Genomic DNA, 19,147 nt, shown 5'->3' with positions numbered 1-19,147 from the left:
AACCAGGTGGGATGGTTGCTGTTAACCTGGGACGCCAGAGGTGAAAACCTGGGGCGGTTGTTCCCAGGGTACAGCAGACTGTGAATCCTCGATCGCTATCAGCGCGTTAAGATCGAGAGGATAACGTGAGACTGAGACACGCTGGCTCTCCAATATCTGGTATGCAATATCTGCCGAGGGCCGTTCCAGAATGATCACCATCACAAAACCGCTGGGCGGCACTTCGCTTTCTATTTCCTGCTGAATGTCAGGGGGTATACCCCAATGTTTGCCCTGGTCGAGGACAGCCAGATAAGTATCTTCGATGGCCAGGTCTCTTCCGGCAAGAGGCACCAATTCCCCTTGCAGGTCTTTGACGTAGAGGCCTCCCTTGTTGACCGTGAAGGAACCCTCGTTCATTGCGCGTTGCAGAGCGTTGAAGCTGGAACGCACCTTACGAAAATTATCGGCCAATACCATGAGCAGATCGTATTTCTTGCCGATTTCGAAATCATTGGTCCACATCGCTTCCAGCGAAGCGCTTGCATCACCGCCCCGCAAACGTCCCTCGACCCTGGCAACCAACAACTCATTCTGTTCCGCGTCCCAGGCGTAAAGCACGCTGGTCTTGGCGAGTTTATCGTGAAAGCCCTGCCGGCGGTCGTCGATCAACACCCACAGAAAGCCAATCCCCGCCAGAAAGAACGAAACGAAATAACCAATATAGCGAACCAAGGCTGTCCACAGCGAAACCTTCTGGCCATCCAGGCGAACGACACGGATTCCCATGATTGCCTTACCCGGCGTCTGTCCGGCCAATGTCCAGAAGAAGATAAAATAGACAGGGCTGAACAAAAGGGACACACCGACAATCACCAGGTTCACGATCCAGCACAGTAGCGAGAGACCGGCAAACTGGGTCGCATCTGCCAGGCAGCCGGCCACGTCAATACCGAAAAATCCCAACATCAATGTCAGCGCCCCATTGATGATCGAAATGGAAGCGATGACGATAAGAGCATCGATAACGAAAGCAACGAGTCGTGTGACAAACCCAGCGTACTGGCCGAGCATCCCTGTATAACTCATCAATCATCCTCCTCGGACAGGAAATCCGATGGAAGTCGCGCATACTCGGCCCGGATCTGTGCCTCGCTCGGTGGCTCGTCCAGCTGTTCCCGCGATTTGCGCCGCAAAAGCGACCGAATCACACTCTCCGCGACTGAATCGGCGGTAACCGTTCGCTCCCGAACCTCATCCATCACATCGGAGGCAAGGCTGACGCCCTGTCCAGCCACAAGTTGCTGTACCTGATCGGGATTCTTATTCAGGTACTCGATGTAGGCGTCACCCTGCGTTCTAATGAGTTCCTGAATAATTCCCGGCTCCCCGTCGAGATAGGCCATGTAATCGGCGGCCTGCTGGCGGATCAGGTCCCGAAGCTCTGGGCTGTGAACCAGATCGGGCAATAGGGAGCGCAACTGGCTCAGGATCAGTTCCTCCACAGCCTCCGGATTGTCGGTCAGGTAATCCAGGTATTGCCCTGCCTGCTCCTGTATCAACATCTGGATGTCGGGATTATCGGCCAGTTCCGGCAACAAGCGATCAACCTGTGAATCGATCAGGGCCGCTACAGCGGGACTCTGCCCCAGCAGATCGACGGTATCACCCACCAGATCCAAGACCACATCGTGTACCAGTTTTCTGCTAATGGCCTCTTCCAGACGACCTACCTCGATCAGTTCCCTGACGATCCCTTCCACGGAGGGCACGGGAAGGACGGCCCGCACCGGCCTCATAAACAACTTCCCGACTCGCGCCACCGGCTTGAGGGGCAATACGGCGACTTTGGCAACCAGGGCAGTGCCACTGGCGGCCGCATTGAGTATTTGTCCGGTAACCTCGGCTGTCTCGACAGCCAGGCCGATCGCGGCATACCTGACCAAATCGTACTCGGACGGCCCATCATCGCCGTCGTCCAAAGCCAGATAATCGTGATCCTCAAGACGCGTGACGATCAGGTCAGTGCCTTCGACGATACCACCAACAATAACATGGGCCAACGCCTGGAGCGTATTCAGTTCGACCTCCTCGATCGTGCTGGTTCCCCCGTCGATCCGCGTCAACGCCGTTTCAGTTTGCTGTTGATGAGTCTCCTCGTTCAAACGCTTCCTCCAGATGGACAAACGATCCCTCGGATAATAGGCCAATTATACCGTCGAGTCAGGCTGGCAGCAAATGGATAATGTCCAACAGTCAATTGTCGATGATCAATGGTCAATGATACCAGATGCGAAGGCCTCCCCGCGCTGGCGGGGATTAACGACAGCTCTGCCCGGCAACCTACATCCTGGTCAGACCAGAAACATACTGATGACGAGAGGGATCAGCGACAACACTGCCAGTGCAGGGCTCGCGCGGCGCTCGCTGTTGCGCGCGTCCCAGGTGTAGAGGTAGAGCGCCAGACCGAAGGCAAGCAGGCCGACCGCCAGGAGCACCGCTGCTGCCAGAGTCGCGCTATATTCCGCCGGCAAGCCCATCGCAGGCCCACGGAACAGATTCATGGCATGGGTCGCGGGAAACAGCCTGCTGACCCGTTGGGCCGCCTCCGGCAGCATGCTGTACGGGATCATCAGACCGCCCAGCAGCATGGAGGGGATAAAGATCAGCTGCGACAGCACCACGGTGATCCTGGAGTTCGGAGCAATCACGCCGATCAACACCCCCTGTCCGCCAGATGCGAAGGCCAGCAGGAGAAAGGTCCCGATAAATGCCACCCAGTTTTCCGGCAGTTGGGCATCGAAAAGCAATGGCGACACAATGGTGATGAAGGCTGCCACAACAGAAAGGTGCAGCAGGTTGCTGAGGGCCGGGACGCCCAGGATGGACGAGGCCGGAATGCCGTTGATCTTGAAGCTGCGAAAGATACCCGCCTCCCGCGCATTGACCAATGAATCGGGAGGGCCGAGCAACGTGGCGGCCAGAACGGCAAAGGTCACCATGGCCGCGATGAAGCCCTCCAGGAATGTCGGATTGATGCCAGGCATGATGAAACCCATCAACAGGAAGAACATCAGGGGAAAGAGATAGTTAAGGAATAACAGCGTTTTGTTACGTATGCCTGTTCGGAATTCAAAGCCGAAATGTGCGAAAAAGGCGGTCATGATTATCTCCTTTGTCCATTTGCGGTAAGTTCAAGGAAACGATCTTCCAGCGAAGGGCGCTCGACCCGCAGATCGATTAGCTCATCAGATTTTTCTTCAATGGTGGTGATTATCGATGCTACCGTGCTGGCCACATCGGTGCTGAAATACACCTTGTAGGGTTCTTCGATGTGGCTTTGGCTGACGGCCGGAATGCCATTCTGGCCGGCCATCAGCACCGAAGCCCGGGTGCGAACCGATATCTTGGTCAGACCGGCACCAGTCGCAGTGATTTCCATGGGCGTGCCCGATGCAACAATCCGGCCTTCCAGCAAGATCGCCACCCGGTCAGCCATCTCCTCGGCCTCGGCCATGTCGTGCGTCGCCAGGACGATGGTGGTCCCGTTCTGCTTCAGCTCCTGAATCATGCTGTGAAGCTCCATCCTCGAGGGTACATCCAGGCCGGCCGTTGGTTCATCCAGGAAGAGCACAGGCGGCTGGTGAGCCACCGCCAGCGCCAACGCCAGGCGCCGCTGTTGACCGGTGGACAGTTGATGGAATTGTGCCTTGCGCTTCCCGGCCAGGCCCAATCGTTCCAGGAGATCGTACCGGGGCTCGACGCCGTGATAGGCACAGAACAACCGCATCGCCTCGTCTGGCGTAATGCTTTCCGGCATCCCTGCCGACTGCAGTTGAACACCGATCACATTGCGCAAGGTTCGGGTGTCGCTTCCCGGCTCTACCCCGGCAATGCGAATCGTCCCGGAGTCCGGTTTCCGCAACCCTTCCAGAGACTCCAGGGTGGTCGTCTTGCCCGCACCGTTGGGTCCCAGCAGGCCAAAGATCTCGCCGGGAAAAACCTGAAAACTTACGCCGTCGACCGCTTTTACCTCGCCGTAGCTCTTGCGCAGGTCACTGACGTAGATAATCGGTTCTGTCATCTTTCATTCTCCTCTCGTTCCGTTATCCAGCGGCGCTTTCGGCAAACGGCCGGCAGGTCGCCGGGTTTAACTCGTCCATCATTGCCCTGATCTTAACCGCTTAAAGCTCGGCTGTCATCGTCCTGCCGGCGGAGAACGACCTGTACTTTCGTCCACTGTACCAATGGACAATGACAAATGGCGGCAAGGCGTGTAAAATAGAAGCATCATGACCGAGTACTCAGATAGCCAATCCCGTTGGTTAGGCCTGAAAGCCCTTTCCAGACGACGGCAGCAGGAGGCCGTCGAAGCACGGCCTTTCCTGATCATTGTTTCCCTGGTAATACTCGGCCTTTTTCTTTTCACCGTGATGACACGTCCCGCCGACTGGTCCCCGTGGCGACTCCTCCTTCTGTTTATCCTGATGCTGGTTCACGGTGCTCTCTACTGGCTTCTTCCCCTGGTGCCTGAAGACAATCCCTGGGCACTGCTCTACCTGGTGGTTCAGGGCGCTCTGGCTTTCAGCATCGTGCTCGTTTCGCAAAATCCTGCCATGCCCATGGGCCTCTTCCTGGCTCTGGTCGGCGTAACCCTCGGCCTGCTGACGGATAAACGGCTGGCAGCGGTCACGATCGTGATCATCCTGGCCGTTGCTTCCTACTCGACCTGGCTGATCAGGGGGCTGGACTCACTGCCATCGTGGGCACTCTTCGCTGCACCCATGACTTTGTTTGTCATTGTTTATGTCGAGTTGTATACCCGTCAGGCGGAAGCCCGCGCCGAAGCTCAGGCGCTTCTGAAGGAATTGGAACTCGCTTACGCACAACTTGCGCGGTACGCGGTTGAGGTGGAGAACCTTACCCTGACTGCTGAGCGGCAGCGCATGGCCCGGGAATTGCACGACACCCTGGCCCAGGGCCTGGCCGGCGTAATCCTTCAGCTGGAAGCTGCAAAGTCACACCTGGCCAGTGGCGGGAATCAACGAGCGGAGGAAATCCTGGACCAGGCCATGGGGCGGGCGCGCAGCACACTGGCGGACGCTCGACGGGTGATTTCCGATCTACGCGAAGAATCGGCTACCTCCGAGGATCTGGCCGAAGCCATCGAACAGGAAGCAATTCGTTTCAGCCAGGCAACTGGCATCCCCTGCCACTTAGACATCAGGCTGGCTGGCCAGATATCAGAGGAAAGCTGCGAACACGCGTGCAGGATTGTCGGTGAGGCGTTGGCCAATGTGGCCCAGCACGCTCAGGCCAACGAGGTCTGGCTGACGGCCACCGATGATGACGGCAATTTGCAGATAGTGGTTCGGGACGATGGAATCGGCTTTGATACCGACCCATCGGCCGGGCGCGCCGGGCACTACGGCCTGATCGGGGCACGGGAGCGCGCTCGCCTGGCGGCCGGCACGCTGCAGGTGGAAAGTCAACCGGGTGAAGGAACGACCCTGCGCCTGCAAGTGCCTCTGGCAACCTGAAAGTCGACTTTCGAAAGAGTAGCCATGGCGGAAACCGGCCAAAACATCAACGTTCTGATTACCGACGACCACCTGATAGTGAGGGAGGGGTTACGTCTCATTCTGGAGACGGCAGAGGGCATCGAAATTGTTGGCGAAGCCAGCGATGGCTCCGAAGCCCTTCGCCTGGCTGCCGCCAAAAGCCCTGACGTGATTCTGATGGATTTGAGAATGCCCGGCATGGATGGACTGACAGCCATCGAGCAACTTCAGGCTGAACATCCCCACATCGCGGTGCTCATCTTGACAACTTTCGACGAGGATGATCTGATCCTGAGCGGGTTGAGGGCAGGCGCACGAGGTTATCTGCTCAAGGACACCACCCGTGAAACCCTGATCGGTGCCATCCGGGCCGCCTCCCGCGGCGAAACGCTGCTCACACAGGATATCGTCGAAAGATTGCTGACCCACACCCAGCCGGTGGCTGCACCTGTCTCAACGACGCGCGGCGCGACAACCCTCACTGACCGCGAATTGCAGGTGCTCCAGGAGATCGCCAGGGGAGAACGCAACAAGGAAATCGCACGGAGTCTGGGAATCACCGAGCGCACCGTGAAGGCCCATGTCACCAGTATCTTCAACCGGCTGGGAGTAGATTCGCGCGCCGCGGCCATCGCTGTGGCTGCACGCCGGGGATTATTAACGGAGGAACTCTAGCCGCAAATCAGGCCTGCATCGGCTGAAGTTTCCCGTAACTCATGCTGCGCCAAAGCCACTCGGCAGGCCCGAAACGGTAGCGGTGCAGCCACCAGACACTGAAGGCGATCTGAAACCGGAAGATCAGCAAGGTCAGCAGCAGGGTCAGAAACGGCCCCATGTCACCGAAGGCGCCCAGGCCGTAGCCGTAGAAGATCAAGGTGCAGATGACCGACTGAAGCAGGTAGTTGGTCAGGGTCATTCGCCCGGCCGCGGCCAGACCGGACAACTGCTCGTTCCATGCCGCCCGGTCGGCGATCAACACCACGGCAGTCAGGTAGAAGAGGGTAAGCGCCGGACCGCCAATGGTTCGCACGCCGCGGGTTGCCAGATCATGCAGGTCGCCGGACACCAGGTCGGGATTGACTGTCGCCCACACCCAGAATATATTTAGCACGATCCCGACGGCGAGACTTCCCCACATCACCTTTTTCAGCGCGGGCCGGTAGCGCGGTATATCCTGCAGGATTCCCTTACGACCCACCCAGAGTCCCACCAGCATCATGCCAAACACATGGGTGGCCCAGTAAAGCGACATGGCATAGCTGAAGCGCACTTGCTTGCTCCGCTGGAGGACCGCCTCGGGATAGCTCCCGGTGCTGAAGACATTCAATCGTTTACCTGCGATCATCTCCTCCCGCAGGGGCGCTGCCGCCTCGGTGTAGGCGGTACGAAATTCCCCGCCAGGCCCCGGTGTACTGATGAGAACCGGCACCAGCATGCAGATGATCACTGCAAGCAGGATGACCCGATCGGGTGCCTTGCGGAAGAGCAGCAGGGGGATTCCGAGCAAGGCATAGGTCACCAGGATATCGCCGTGCCAGATCAGGATGGCGTGCACCAGGCCGATCAGCAGCAGTGAGATCATACGCCGCAGATAGAATGGTACGAACGGCATTCCCCTGGCCGCAGCCCGTTCCATCTGAACTGCCATGCCCCAACCGAACAGGAGGGAAAAGAGTGGATAGAACTTGGCCTGCGCAAGGAATTTGATCAGCACATTGACCGACTTGTCCACGAGAGTCATCTGCTCGAAGGGCTGCCGGAAACCAGAGTAGGAGAGCATATTGACCAGGAAGATGCCCAGGATGGCAATGCCGCGCAGGATGTCTACCGACTCGATGCGCCGCGAGGGCGCCACCGGGCCGAGGGCAACAGAGACCTCCGGGATTGCGGGCGAAATGGCGGGGGCGTCAATCATGCTTCAATCAAGTGTACCCAGATCTACCAGCGGACGTCATAGACATCTGATAACACCGATAACGACGTCGAACGGTTCGACCGGGCATGAACCAAATCTGGCGCAATGCTCTGAACTTGCTGGAAGTTGGTTGCCAAGGCCCGCTATTGCCGGGGAAATACGACCCGAAACCGTTCGCAGACCAACGGCATTGTTTCAACGGGCTGGCGTCCGATCTTTGGCAGGGTGCGGCTGAAAAAGCGCCAGTGAACCGCTCGCCAATAGGCCAACGAACGGTCCCCCTCGCCTTCGTTAAAGGCAAAGCCAGCATCGACCTGCTCGTAGGGCTTGATCTCCACTTCGGTGGTTTCGACTACACAGGCGGGCGTTCCTGCACCGTCGAGAATGATGCTCAGTTCGCCCGGTTCGGGGATCTTTTCCCCTTCCGCTTCATATTGCCAGAGACTGCCGCAGGTCGCCGTTTTCACACCGTCCATCACCAGATCGAGTAATTCATCTGCCAGCGCCGGGTTGTCGCCGAAATGCCAGGCCTCGGGCATGCCGGCAGGCCGCTGATCCGCGGGCAATGAGTTCAGAAATGTCTTCCAGAAGACCTGGATATCCGTGCTCTTTTCCATGGGTTTTTCTTGCCTGGGGCTCACCGCGGCCAGAAGACGGCAGATGACGGACGGCTTCCAGAAGACCGCAGACGACGGACGGCTTCCAGAAGACCGCAGACGACGGACGGCTTCCAGAAGACCGCAGACGACGGACGGCAGACGGCGGCCAGAGGACGGAAGCGGCGGTCCGCGGTCGGTGGTCGGCGGTCGGTAGTCAGAAGACCGCGGACGACGGACGGCAGACGGCGGCCAGAGGACGGCGGTCGGTGGTCAGCGGTCGGGGACTTATCCGCCAAATAATGCCGGCATGAAGCACTGACCGGACACGAACAGGATGAAGAACAGGACCAAGATAACCCAGGTCCATAGGGGCAATCCAGCAATCCGTCTGGTGGTGCGCTTTTTCTCCTGCTTAGGCGTGGGCAACTCAGTCTGGCAGCGCCAACAGACGTTTTTATCGTCGGGGTTCCAGGTTCCGCAATTAGGGCAATCAGGCATAATTCACCTCTTCAAGCCCATGATACCATAATCGGTGCCCGTTGGTAAAATGGGTGGGGGCTTCAGCAGCAATTCCAATTTGAGCGCCGATCATCTGACGGCTGCAGGGTATATTTCGAAGCAGACGTGCCCGTTTGCCTGAATGTCTTCCTATCAAATTGATCGGCGACTCGTTCACTGTTGAGGTAACGGACCCTGCAGCCAAAACTGTCCGCTGGGTAGCGACCGTGCGCACGGCGGAGGTGGGACGGTGATGACGGATGTCCCTCGTGTGAGTCTGTTTCCTCACTGCCTGCGAAATCCTGATAGGATGGACGAAGGGCCGGAGGCCGGCGCGGTTCGCGCCGGCCTCCGGGTAGCAGATGGCCAACACTGTTCGTCGGCCATCTGCGGTGACTACTACAACCGTCGCTCCAGGGCCCGACCGGCGACAGGCCAGCCAACAGCGGAGAACAGCATCAGGCCAATCAGGACTGGCAACCAGCGGGTTCCAGGAGATGGGTTCGACTGGTCCGCCTGGAATCCGCCCAGTGTCACGGCAGCCGGCGCCTGAAAGAGCACGCTGACGGGGCCATGCAAGGTCATCGCCCCGGTGACGGCGATGCTCTCCAGCCAGTACCAATAGGTTTGACCCGGTATAACGTCGAAATCCTGAAACTGATAAGTGGCGCCTTGCGAGCCGCCCGGCGCCTGCGAGGGTACCGTGGCCAGTAGCGTTTCCGGGGCCTCAGGCGTTGCACTGCGATAGAGGTTGAACCCGGCGTTATTGAGCTCGCTGAGGGTCTCCCAGGCGACGAGGACGTGATCGGCGCGGGCGCTGGCTGTGAAGCTTGTCAAGGTCACCGCCAGAGGCAATGAAACGCACAGCTCAGTGACCGGCATGGCCTGTCGTTCTGTGTTACTGCCCGTCCAGTTGGCCGGATCCCCCACCGAGGCCAGCACGGCGTTGACCAACGACGCGGCATTGCAGTTCCAGACGGCGTTGTCGATCTCGTCCAGAGCCACTGCGGTGGTACCCTCGACCAGTCCCGCCGGCAGGGCAGATTCGTTGGAGCTGGTAGCATCTGGCTGCCAGCCGGTGTCCTGGCTGTTGAACCCATAGAGAAACAGGGCAGCATCGTCAGGACCCATGTAGGCAAGGATTTGGTCTCCCGTTGAAGAAAGGGCGAAGCTACCTTCCTCGCCGAACTCACCCGAAGGTGGATCGGTGAAAAGGACGACCTCGCCGGCCTGGCGGTTGAAGCTGGCAGTCCAGATAATGACTCCCTCGCCGGGCCGGAAGCTTCCGGCGGCGGTCCAGCCTCTATCGGTAAACTTGATCTCGGTGCCCGCGCTCACGTTTTCGAGCAGCATAAACGCGAACTCATCTGGATTGTCGAAATTGGCGCCGACGATGGCGATATCTCCGGCGGATAGTGTTGTCTGGCTGTGAACCGGCAGTGAAAGCAGGCTCGTTGCGGCCATAAGCGCGACAGCCATCAGCAGAATGATGGTTTTTCGGTACATCTGGAATTCCCCCCTGGCGAATGAATCGCCTCACTGGATTAAGATTGATACGGACCGGCCGACGGCGCGAATGTACGCGCATGGTCTGTTCATGGTCACCCCCTTTCGATTGGTTGTTTGAGTAGAATTCAACCGGTTCGATACTGAAGCAGACCGGGCAACTGCCCTTCGTACCTCGGCACCAAACCATCCGTCAGATTGGCCGCTCCCCTCGTCAGCCGCGGCCAATCGGGCCATTGCCCGTTGGGGCTATGATACCACACTCTCCAGACAATGAAAAGACGACCGGAAGCCCTGGCGCTTTCCGATCGTCCTGATGGTTCGTGTACCCCCGGCAAGATTCGAACTTGCAACCTACGGATTCGAAGTCCGGCGCTCTGTCCATTGAGCTACGGGGGCGTGTTTCCCAACCCTGTGCATTTTACTCGCGTTCGAGTCTCCTGTCCAGATTCACCCGTGGCGCACCCCCGCCTGCGTCCAACCGGTCTGCCTGGCCCAGTCCTGGGCCGCATCCCAGATCAGGTCGTACACCGGATCCTTGATGTCGTAGTAGGCATCCTCATCCTCGGCATGCCGTTTTACCAGTTCCCGCTTGATAAGCTCGACGGTCCTGGCCGAGTTTGGATGAGCACGCAGGTAATCGCGAAACAGCAAAGCATAGCGCTGATTTGGGTTTCCCCGCACACGCACGTGCACATTGCTGCGACGATGTCCAGGAGGCTGGCCGAAAGTAAACTTGGCCCATAACCTGGGATCATCATCTTCGCCCAGGGGCACGTGATCGTGGGTGTAGGCTTCAAACCAGTGATAGCCCGCATCGACCAGTCGCTGCCTGACTTCGGGCGTAAGCTCCCGAACGGTCACCTGGATATCGATGATATCTTTCGCACCCAGACCAGGCACCGACGTCGATCCGATATGATCGACCCGCAGCGCAAAAGGCCGCAGGATCTCCAAAAGGGAGGGTCGCAGGGCCTCAAATTCCTCCGGCCATGCCGGATTGTAGTCGTTGATGATGATCATAAGGACCGTGTTTCTCTGTCCTACGGCGTCGCCGGAACCAAAACCCGGAAACCAATGTCACCGAACCTTACCTCGGGATTGCCCCGGTTAAAGGCCCAGGCGCAGCGCACGCTGGTGACGTCGCTGTTGTAGTCGCCGCCCCGCAACACGCGCCAATCCAGCCCATCGTCCCACATCGAGTCGGTCCACTCCCACACGTTGCCCGACATGTCGATGACACCGTAGGGGCTGTCCCCCTGGGGAGAATATGCCTGCACCGGCGTCGTGTCATCCACACTGGCGACGAAGTTCAGCAATTCGGCGTCAGGATACTCATTCCCCCAGGGAAAAAGACGACCATCTGTGCCCCGGCAGGCCTTCTCCCATTCCTCTTCCGTAGGAAGACGTCCGCCCACCCAGTCCGCGTACACCATGGCCTGATTCAAGTCGACCCGCACCACGGGATGATCAGCGAAGGCAGGATCATTCCAACGATCACCCCGGGGCTCCGTGCAGGCCCCTTCTTCCATGCAGCGGTTATACTGGCCATTGGTCACCTTGGTCTGCATGATCCAGAATTCGCCCAGATCGACAGTTTGCTGCGGTTTTTCCCCAGGTCCGGCCCAGGGATCGGCATCTGTACTGCCCATGAGAAACTCGCCGGCCGGCACAAGCACATAGACCGTCCCGTCGACCGGGTTTGTCCAGGTTTCGATAGGGCCAGTGGATGGCGCCACATCCGGCAGCGCGTCCAGGTTGACGGTTTCCGCGGATGCTACCGGGCCATCCGCTGATTGCGCGGCCGGATTTACAGTCTGGGGTGCTCCCTGAGGCACCGGCGCGACACAAGCTGAAAAAACGATCGTCCCAACAAGTAGTGTGACGAAGAGGATGATGTGTTGCGATCGAGTTGTCATGGTTCTCCTTCGAAATGGATGCATTGTACCCCACGACTCACGTCAGAATGTCGTTTTGTCCTGGGCAACTGAAAGGGCAAGCAGTTGATTGTGGTTGGCGCCTCGCGTTTTTTGGCGTTGGTGAACGCTAAACATTGTAACAGGAGCGCGGCAGCCTGTCAATCAGACGACGACATATCGCAGGGCGATCGTCTGATTTCTGGCGCAGATCATCGCTGTTTCACGATTCAGCATCCGGGCCAATGCCATTGCACGATTTTTCCCTTTGCGCTATAATCTTCCATGGGAGGGCGTCTACGGCAGATCCCCGATTGCCCGCACGAAGATTGATCCACAGGAGCCGCAAGGCCAGCTAATTGTGCCGTTTTCCAGATGAATGGTGATTTCTCAAGCCTGCCAACCACGATCGAGGAGTTGATCGATCGTTTGCCGCGCAGCTTCACGGAATCGGACGTAGAGCGAATCCGCGAAGCATATCAGCTTGCCAGTGAAGCCCACGGCGATGTGACACGCGCGTCCGGCGAACCCTATATTCTCCACCCGTTAGCGGTGGCTGGAATCCTAGCAGAGTTGCGCCTGGATACCAATGCGATCGTGGCCGGCCTTTTGCACGACGTTGCCGAAGACACACCCTACGACATAGGCTATCTGGAGGAGCATTTTGGCGCCAAGGTGGCCTCCCTGGTGGATGGTGTCACCAAGCTTGAGGAGATCAAACGATTCTCCGATGAAAAGAAGAGCAAACGGGTTGCCGCCGATCCAAAACTGCGCAGCCAGCGCGACGAAACCCTGCGTAAAATGTTCCTTGCCATGGCCGAGGACATTCGGGTGGTCATTATCAAACTGGCCGATCGCCTTCACAACATCCGTACCCTCAAACACCTAAAGGAACACAAACGTCGGCGCATTGCGCGCGAGACGCTGGAAATCTACGCACCCCTGGCCAACCGGCTCGGTATCTGGCAGATAAAATGGGAGTTGGAGGATGGTTCCTTTCGCTGGCTGGAACCGCGCATCTACAAGGAGATATCCGCCAGCCTGCAGCAACGCCGGATCGAGCGCGCCCAATACATCGAACAGGTTGTCGAGATCATCCAGGGGGAGCTTCAGAAGACCGGCATCACTGCCATCGTCCAGGGACGTCCCAAACATATTTTCAGCATCTACCGCAAGATGCAGCGCAAAGATGTGGAGTTGGAACAGATCTACGACACCGAGGCGGTGCGCATTCTTGTCGACGAGGTGACAGCTTGCTACGGTGCCCTGGGAATCGTCCATGGCCTGTGGCGACCCATTCCGGGCGAGTTCGACGACTACATTGCCAATCCCAAGGACAACATGTATCGCTCTCTGCACACGGCCGTGGTCGGGCCCAAGGGACGCAGCCTAGAAGTCCAGATTCGCACCCATGACATGCATCGGGCAGCTGAGCTGGGTATTGCCGCCCATTGGCGCTATAAGGAACAGACCCGCCGGGACGTGGACTTCGAGAACAAGTTGGCCTGGCTGCGCAGCTTGATGGACTGGCAAAACGATATCAAGGATGCCAGCGAATTCGTCAACTCGATGCAGTCGGACGTGTTCAGCGACCGGGTTTACGTCTTCACACCCCAGGGAGATCTCAAGGATCTGCCGGCAGGTTCAACGCCCATTGACTTCGCCTATTCGGTGCACACCGAGGTTGGCCATCGCTGCCGGGGGGCACGCGTCAACGGCAAGTTAGTGCCGCTCGATTACAGACTTGGCAACGGCCAACAGGTAGAGATCATTACCTCCAAGCGGGGTGGCCCCAGCCGGGATTGGATGAATCCTTCCCTGGGTTTCACCAAGACCAGCCGGGCGCGCAACAAGATCCGCCAGTGGTTTCGCAAGCAAAGTCGCGAGGAGAATATCCAGCAGGGCCAGGAAATTCTGCTGCGGGAACTGCGGCGCCTCAACATCGAACTCAGCCACGAGTCCATTGCCAGGTTGTTTGGCTACGAAAAGGCAGAAGACCTGCACGCCGCCCTCGGTTTCGGCGACATCAATACGCAGCAGATTGCCAGCAAAGTGCTGGACATGGAGCGCAAGGAGCAGGTCGAGGCCGAGGTCAGGGAAACGGACCTGACGCCGCTGGACAACATCCCAATCTCGTCGGAGGGTGTCACCGTCCTGGGGGTAGAGGATCTGCTCAGCCGCACTGCCATGTGTTGCAACCCGGTGCCGGGCCAGGCGATCATTGGCTACGTAACCCGTGGACGGGGAGTCACCATTCACCGCAGGAGTTGTCCCAACGTCCAGAACATAGTGAAGAAGGATCCGGAGCGAATCGTGGAGGTCAATTGGGGGGAGGCGGACGACCGCACCCATCCGGTGCCCATTGCCGTGGAGGCTTACGACCGATCAGGCCTGCTGCGGGATATCGCTGCCCTGGTTGCAGATGAACGGATCAACATGCGCGATGCCCACGCCGTTGCCGGCATCAAGGGCCATCTGGCCCGGGTGACGGCTACCCTGGAAATTCGCGATGCCGAACAGCTCAGCCGAATCCTTACCCGCATCGAACGTCTGCCCAATGTAACCGAAGCCCGTCGCTGGCATGCCTGAGGGGATCGGAGTTTCGGAGGCGCTGTGTCAAAGCTTCTGTGACTCTCGGCCCTCTGATACCCTGGCCCATTCGTGCATTCGTGGATGGCCCCTCGTATCCCTCAACCAGGTCCCCGAATCAACAGGGCGCTCCGATCAGGTGGAGCGCCCTGTTTTCGTTTGCTTTTCGCAGTGATTACATGCCGCCGTTGTGGTCTTGAGCCGGTGGCGGCGCAATGGGCGCCAATGGGTTTGCGGAGCCACCTAACAGCGCCGGGTTCGTCTCAGGCAAGTTGGGCAGCAAGCTGTCGGTCAGGTTACGCTCGATCAGCCGGCTTACCTTTTGATCCACAAGCCAACCGTTGAAATCGGGCTGGCCTTCGTCGAAATCGTCCACCCGGATGATGTGATATCCAAACACGGTGCGCACCGGGTCACTGATTTCGCCGATGGGCAAGCTGAAGGCTGCTTCCTCAAACTCGGGTACCATGCGCCCCCGTCCAAAGAAACCCAGATCACCGCCGTTTTCGGCATTGGATGTATCCTCGGAGAATTCGGCAGCCAGTTCGGCGAAATCCTCACCATCCTTGAGCCGTTGGCTTATCTCGATAGCGCTGGCCAAAGCTTGCTGCTCATCGCCCTCCGAGGCATCTTCCGGCAGCGAAATGAGTATATGTCGGGCACTAACCTGTTCCCCGGCCTTGGGCATTTCATCGCCCAATTGCCCAAGCAACTTCTCCCGCAACAGCTGCAGCGTGATCAGGCTTCGATAGACACCCTCGACCTGGCCACTGGAAAGATCCGCCTCGCCACTGACGTTTTCGATAAGCAGATTGAAGTTCTCCGTGAAGCCGTCGGCATCCAACACCTGGGTTGTCGGTGACGGCAACGGTGTCTCGACAGTTTCGCCATCTGAGACCTCGGCGCTGGGCGTGGGAGTCGCCACTGCAAGAGCCTCGGCAGTAGCCGTTGCCTGGGGCACCGTCACAGCTCCCATCTGAGAGGCAATGAGCTCTTCCAGCCCCTGCTGAACCTCGTTGTTCCCGACCACGATTCCAAGCTCGGCCGCGGCCTGACGAATGACCTCCTCGTCGATCATCTCCTCCAAAACCTGATTCGAGAGTCCATCGGGATTGGCCAGCGTGCTCTGAAGTTGGGCAATCTGACTGCCGAAAACGCTGCCCGTTTCGCTATCCGCCGAAAACTGCCGGTCGAGTTGAATCAGATTGCTCAACTGGCTTTCCGTCTGGAGGTGTTGAAACTTGGACCGTTCCGCCAGGTCACTTGCGGAGATCGACTGGTCTCCAACCTTGGCGACTGAAGAGTTAGGTACGATCAGAAACTGATAGACCAGGCCACCCAGGAGTACCAGAGCGGCGAGACCCAGAGCAATGCCGACGATAATCGTCACGCGGCGAGCTTGCTCGCGCTCCTTGCGGGTCATGGCCGTTTCCTTGCGGGTGGGCTCCGTACGCTCTTTTCTTTGACGTTTAGCCATCGCTCTTCCTGATTTATCGTCTTTGCAACCGAATTTGCTCGGCTGTGTAGGGCAGGAGGGCCATGAAGCGGGCACGTTTCACGGCGCGGGCCACCCGTCGCTGGTGTTTTGCGCACAGGCCACTCTTGCGGCGAGGTCTGATCTGACCTCGTTCGGTGACGTAACGCCGAAGGGCGTCACTCTGCTTGTAATCAACATGTTGGACTTTGTCCACGCAGAAGCCACAAACCTGGCGTCGAGCTCTGCGTCGCCTTGACCCACGAAATCGAGGTCTCCTTGTCCTGGTGTCAGCCATTTTTTACCTCGCTATTAGAAATCAAATTCGCCAAAATCATCGTCTGCCACATGAGATCGGCCGTCCAAGATAATCATCTCGTTGGCCACCAACTCGGTGCGAAAGTGGCGAGAGCCGTTGGAATCTTCCCAACTACGGGTCTGTAACCGCCCCTCGATGTAAACATGGGATCCCTTGCGCAAATGCTGATTGCAGATTTCCGCCAGGTTGCCCCAGGAAACAACATTGAACCACTCGGTTGCTTCCTTGCGCTCTCCTTCGGACGTACGCCAGCTTCTTGACACAGCCACACTGAACGATGTCACCGGCTTTCCGCTGGGCGTATAGCGCATTTCGGGATCTGCTCCCAGGTTGCCGATGATTAGTACCTTGTTCAATCCTCTCGACATTCCCACACCTCGTCTGTTCTTGCCAATCTCTCTCTGTGAGCACTTAGTTCCCCGGACGTACGATCAAATGGCGCAAGATCTGCTCATGCAATTTGAGATTACGTTCGAATTCGGGCAGGCCCGAAACGGGCAGCTGCAGATCGGCAACCACATAAGTACCTTCCGTTTGCTTGTCGATGGCGTAAGCCAGCTTGCGTTTGCCCCAGACGTTGCTCTTGAGCACCTCGCCGCCCTCGGCACTGACCCACGACGCAACTTGCTCGGAGATTCCGGTCACTGCGTCCTCGTCTGCCTCAGGGTGAACAATATACATCAACTCATAGGTATTCACGCGTGCAGTTTCCTCCTTTCCCAGGGTATACCTGTGATCTACAGGCGGTCATAGAGGAACCACCGGGCCACAGGCGAAAAGTAACGAGGGCTGGAAAGGGTATCCAGGTCCCTCGCTGCACGGAAAGAGTGTAACACAGGTGCTGGTGGTTGGCAAAAAACTGTGGAGGGCAGATGAAACTCGATTCCTACACAGCGAAACGGATATGAATGACATCCCCATCCTGAACGACGTAGTCTCTGCCTTCCAGGCGCAGATGCCCTTGTTCCCGCGCGTGGTGGAAGCTACCGGCGGCGATCAACTGGGGTTGTGGCACAACCTCGGAGCGAATGAACCCCCGTTGCATGTCAGTGTGGATCTTGCCCGCCGCCTCATATACGGTGCTTCCCTGCCCCAGTTCCCAGGCGTGAAGGACCTTGCCGCCGGTCGCAGTGAAAAAGGTGATCAGGTCGAGCAATCGGAATCCCGCCCGGATCAGGGAATGTAAACCGGGCTCGTTCAAACCCAGGTCGCGCCGGTATTCCTGTGCCTCGTCGGCCGGCCAGTCATAAAGAGCAGCTTCCAAATCGGCGCACAGCACCACGACCTGTGCGCCCTCAGCAACAGCCCTGGCACGAACGGCATCCGCCAGCGAGCCGCCAGCGGGCAGGTCATCCTCGCCCACGTTGATAACATACAGCCGGGGCTTGGCCGTGAGCAGATCGAGGGAACCCATCAGCGCCAGCTCTACTTCGTCGAGCACAAGGGAAGAGAGCAGATTCCCCTCGTCCGCGTGTGCCTGCGCGCGTTGCAGCACTTCGGTCTCGGCCGCGACCTCCCGCGGATTGGCCTTGGACTGCACGGCGATCTTTTCCAGGCGCCGTTCGATGGTTGCTAGATCGGCCAATAGCAGTTCGGTATCCAGCGTGGCTATATCGGCCAGGGGATGCAACTCCTCGCTCACGTGAGGTACATCGGGGTCCTGGAAGGCGCGCACCACCATGGCGACGGCATCAACGTTGCGAATGTGTCCAAGAAACTGGTTGCCCAGGCCGGCGCCCTGGCTGGCCCCGGCGACCAGGCCGGCGATATCGACAAACTCAACCGTGGCCGGCACCACCTTCTCCGGATCGATCAGTGCCGCCAGTTGGGTTAAGCGTTCGTCGGGCACCGGAACCACGCCCACATTGGGATCGATGGTAGTGAAGGGATAGCCGGCCACCGCGGCGCCAGCTCCGGTCAGGGCGTTGAAGAGGGTGGATTTCCCGACATTGGGCAGGCCGACGATTCCGATTTGAAGGGACATGGTGAGGTCCTTGGGGGAGAATTATGTCATTATGCCAGAATATTATTATGTCAAGATATCATTATGCTATTCTGACATGCCGGCATGCTGCCTGTTTGCCAAAACCTGGCGCAACTGATATAATGATCGGGATGTCGGGGCGTGGCGCAGTCCGGTAGCGCGCACGGTTCGGGTCCGTGAGGTCGGAGGTTCAAGTCCTCTCGCCCCGACCATCGTTACGTTTGGGATCCCCAGGCTCATGTCTGGGGATTTTTCTTTTCGGCATTCTCCGCTCATTTTACCACAACCGGCCTGATAGTCCACCAGGAAAACCGCAAGGATCGCCTACTTTTTGCCGGCCATCGCACCCGTTCCAGCATCGCCTCTTATTCGAATTTCGGTCACTACCCAGGCCCGGCGTTTGGATCACGAAGCCGCGAAGTCGGACGAAGATACGAAGAACCCACCGAGCGAACCTCTCATCCCGGTGCACCTGAAGACCCAGACAGCACAGCATCTTTCTGGGCTCCCGCTTTTCCGTGCACCCCGAAGGGGCCCGCGGGAGCGACGGTGCCAGTACACTACGGGCTAGAAAACCATATAGTTACCAAGGTCCTTCACCAGAGGTAGGGACGGTCTTTAACCACCTGTCTATTTTCGCCAAGCTGCTAGAAGTTCAGCTTCCAGTCTGACTATCGGCATGAACCAGTACGGTTGTCAACGGGGTGCTGAGGCGACCGGTCAAATCAGGATGCGGCGCCAGCGTCTCCCGGTCGTAGACGACGACGGCCACCGTATAGACCCCTGGTTCTGCATCGACAGGCAGAC

The 19,147-nt window shown here is 58.3% G+C and carries 17 protein-coding genes, 2 tRNA genes and 1 pseudogene; 4 read left to right on the top strand and 16 right to left on the bottom strand.

Going from position 1 to position 19,147, the window contains the following annotated elements; genetic code table 11:
• Positions 1-21: 21 nt before the first annotated feature.
• The 4 genes from U9R25_14920 to U9R25_14905 all read right to left on the bottom strand — a co-directional run bounded on the left by U9R25_14920 (position 22) and on the right by U9R25_14905 (position 4,063).
• Positions 22-1,068, bottom strand: a complete 1,047-nt coding sequence (locus tag U9R25_14920) for an RDD family protein (protein MEA3337196.1) — start codon at positions 1,066-1,068, stop codon at positions 22-24.
• On the bottom strand, positions 1,068-2,144 hold the full coding sequence (locus tag U9R25_14915) for a hypothetical protein (GenBank protein MEA3337195.1): 1,077 nt from the start codon (positions 2,142-2,144) through the stop codon (positions 1,068-1,070). The genes U9R25_14920 and U9R25_14915 overlap by 1 nt, the downstream gene beginning before the upstream one ends.
• A 189-nt stretch (positions 2,145-2,333) precedes the next feature.
• Positions 2,334-3,143 carry an ABC transporter permease gene (locus tag U9R25_14910; GenBank protein ID MEA3337194.1) on the bottom strand — a complete coding sequence of 270 codons (810 nt, stop codon included), beginning with the start codon at positions 3,141-3,143 and terminating at the stop codon, positions 2,334-2,336.
• A gap of 2 nt (positions 3,144-3,145) precedes the next feature.
• Positions 3,146-4,063, bottom strand: coding sequence for an ABC transporter ATP-binding protein (locus tag U9R25_14905; protein MEA3337193.1), 918 nt, complete (start codon positions 4,061-4,063; stop codon positions 3,146-3,148).
• A 208-nt stretch (positions 4,064-4,271) separates the two neighbouring features.
• Here U9R25_14905 and U9R25_14900 point away from each other — a divergent pair, with 208 nt between their 5' ends.
• Complete coding sequence (locus tag U9R25_14900; protein MEA3337192.1) at positions 4,272-5,519, top strand: sensor histidine kinase; 1,248 nt, start codon at positions 4,272-4,274, stop codon at positions 5,517-5,519.
• Between the two features lie 24 nt (positions 5,520-5,543).
• Positions 5,544-6,215 (top strand): response regulator transcription factor, encoded by a 672-nt coding sequence (locus U9R25_14895; protein MEA3337191.1) that lies wholly within the window; start codon positions 5,544-5,546, stop codon positions 6,213-6,215.
• Between the two features lie 7 nt (positions 6,216-6,222).
• Here the strand turns inward: U9R25_14895 and U9R25_14890 are convergent, their stop codons facing one another.
• From U9R25_14890 to U9R25_14865, 6 genes are all read right to left on the bottom strand, one after another.
• On the bottom strand, positions 6,223-7,455 hold the full coding sequence (locus tag U9R25_14890; GenBank protein ID MEA3337190.1) for a DUF418 domain-containing protein: 1,233 nt from the start codon (positions 7,453-7,455) through the stop codon (positions 6,223-6,225).
• Between the two features lie 143 nt (positions 7,456-7,598).
• Positions 7,599-8,072, bottom strand: a complete 474-nt coding sequence (locus tag U9R25_14885; protein ID MEA3337189.1) for an ASCH domain-containing protein — start codon at positions 8,070-8,072, stop codon at positions 7,599-7,601.
• A gap of 879 nt (positions 8,073-8,951) precedes the next feature.
• On the bottom strand, positions 8,952-10,058 hold the full coding sequence (locus U9R25_14880) for a hypothetical protein (protein MEA3337188.1): 1,107 nt from the start codon (positions 10,056-10,058) through the stop codon (positions 8,952-8,954).
• A 326-nt stretch (positions 10,059-10,384) separates the two neighbouring features.
• Positions 10,385-10,457, bottom strand: a tRNA-Arg gene (locus U9R25_14875).
• 51 nt (positions 10,458-10,508) lie between these two features.
• Positions 10,509-11,081 (bottom strand): GrpB family protein, encoded by a 573-nt coding sequence (locus tag U9R25_14870; protein MEA3337187.1) that lies wholly within the window; start codon positions 11,079-11,081, stop codon positions 10,509-10,511.
• A 20-nt stretch (positions 11,082-11,101) separates the two neighbouring features.
• Complete coding sequence (locus U9R25_14865; protein MEA3337186.1) at positions 11,102-11,977, bottom strand: SUMF1/EgtB/PvdO family nonheme iron enzyme; 876 nt, start codon at positions 11,975-11,977, stop codon at positions 11,102-11,104.
• Between the two features lie 372 nt (positions 11,978-12,349).
• On the opposite strand from U9R25_14865, the gene U9R25_14860 reads away from it, so the two are divergent.
• On the top strand, positions 12,350-14,563 hold the full coding sequence (locus tag U9R25_14860) for a bifunctional (p)ppGpp synthetase/guanosine-3',5'-bis(diphosphate) 3'-pyrophosphohydrolase (protein MEA3337185.1): 2,214 nt from the start codon (positions 12,350-12,352) through the stop codon (positions 14,561-14,563).
• Between the two features lie 175 nt (positions 14,564-14,738).
• Here U9R25_14860 and U9R25_14855 read toward each other — a convergent pair whose 3' ends face one another.
• The 6 genes and pseudogenes from U9R25_14855 to ychF form a co-directional block, all read right to left on the bottom strand.
• A complete protein-coding gene (locus U9R25_14855) occupies positions 14,739-15,251 on the bottom strand; it encodes a peptidylprolyl isomerase (protein ID MEA3337184.1) in 513 nt (170 codons plus the stop codon).
• A gap of 315 nt (positions 15,252-15,566) precedes the next feature.
• Positions 15,567-15,986 (bottom strand): annotated as a pseudogene (locus U9R25_14850) (SurA N-terminal domain-containing protein).
• 67 nt (positions 15,987-16,053) lie between these two features.
• Positions 16,054-16,335, bottom strand: coding sequence for a 30S ribosomal protein S18 (gene rpsR, locus U9R25_14845; protein MEA3337183.1), 282 nt, complete (start codon positions 16,333-16,335; stop codon positions 16,054-16,056).
• Between the two features lie 14 nt (positions 16,336-16,349).
• Positions 16,350-16,724, bottom strand: a complete 375-nt coding sequence (locus tag U9R25_14840; protein ID MEA3337182.1) for a single-stranded DNA-binding protein — start codon at positions 16,722-16,724, stop codon at positions 16,350-16,352.
• A gap of 43 nt (positions 16,725-16,767) precedes the next feature.
• On the bottom strand, positions 16,768-17,055 hold the full coding sequence (rpsF, locus tag U9R25_14835; protein ID MEA3337181.1) for a 30S ribosomal protein S6: 288 nt from the start codon (positions 17,053-17,055) through the stop codon (positions 16,768-16,770).
• A gap of 187 nt (positions 17,056-17,242) precedes the next feature.
• Positions 17,243-18,340 (bottom strand): redox-regulated ATPase YchF, encoded by a 1,098-nt coding sequence (gene ychF / locus U9R25_14830; protein ID MEA3337180.1) that lies wholly within the window; start codon positions 18,338-18,340, stop codon positions 17,243-17,245.
• 135 nt (positions 18,341-18,475) lie between these two features.
• Between ychF and U9R25_14825 the strand changes: the two genes are divergently transcribed.
• A tRNA-Pro gene (locus U9R25_14825) sits at positions 18,476-18,552 on the top strand.
• Positions 18,553-19,147 lie beyond the last annotated feature (595 nt).

The organism is Chloroflexota bacterium (assembly GCA_034717495.1).
Classification (GTDB): Bacteria; Chloroflexota; Anaerolineae; order JAAEKA01; family JAAEKA01; genus JAYELL01.
This window is presented reverse-complemented; position numbering and strand designations above follow the sequence as displayed.

Coding starts and splice junctions, on each gene's coding strand:
- U9R25_14920 (MEA3337196.1), bottom strand. CDS start 1,068: ATGAGTTATACAGGGATGCTCGGCCAGTACGCTGGGTTTGTCACACGA.
- U9R25_14910 (MEA3337194.1), bottom strand. CDS start 3,143: ATGACCGCCTTTTTCGCACATTTCGGCTTTGAATTCCGAACAGGCATA.
- U9R25_14905 (MEA3337193.1), bottom strand. CDS start 4,063: ATGACAGAACCGATTATCTACGTCAGTGACCTGCGCAAGAGCTACGGC.
- U9R25_14900 (MEA3337192.1), top strand. CDS start 4,272: ATGACCGAGTACTCAGATAGCCAATCCCGTTGGTTAGGCCTGAAAGCC.
- U9R25_14895 (MEA3337191.1), top strand. CDS start 5,544: ATGGCGGAAACCGGCCAAAACATCAACGTTCTGATTACCGACGACCAC.
- U9R25_14890 (MEA3337190.1), bottom strand. CDS start 7,455: ATGATTGACGCCCCCGCCATTTCGCCCGCAATCCCGGAGGTCTCTGTT.
- U9R25_14885 (MEA3337189.1), bottom strand. CDS start 8,072: ATGGAAAAGAGCACGGATATCCAGGTCTTCTGGAAGACATTTCTGAAC.
- U9R25_14880 (MEA3337188.1), bottom strand. CDS start 10,058: ATGTACCGAAAAACCATCATTCTGCTGATGGCTGTCGCGCTTATGGCC.
- U9R25_14870 (MEA3337187.1), bottom strand. CDS start 11,081: ATGATCATCATCAACGACTACAATCCGGCATGGCCGGAGGAATTTGAG.
- U9R25_14865 (MEA3337186.1), bottom strand. CDS start 11,977: ATGACAACTCGATCGCAACACATCATCCTCTTCGTCACACTACTTGTT.
- U9R25_14860 (MEA3337185.1), top strand. CDS start 12,350: ATGAATGGTGATTTCTCAAGCCTGCCAACCACGATCGAGGAGTTGATC.
- U9R25_14855 (MEA3337184.1), bottom strand. CDS start 15,251: ATGCCCAAGGCCGGGGAACAGGTTAGTGCCCGACATATACTCATTTCG.
- rpsR (MEA3337183.1), bottom strand. CDS start 16,335: ATGGCTGACACCAGGACAAGGAGACCTCGATTTCGTGGGTCAAGGCGA.
- U9R25_14840 (MEA3337182.1), bottom strand. CDS start 16,724: ATGTCGAGAGGATTGAACAAGGTACTAATCATCGGCAACCTGGGAGCA.
- ychF (MEA3337180.1), bottom strand. CDS start 18,340: ATGTCCCTTCAAATCGGAATCGTCGGCCTGCCCAATGTCGGGAAATCC.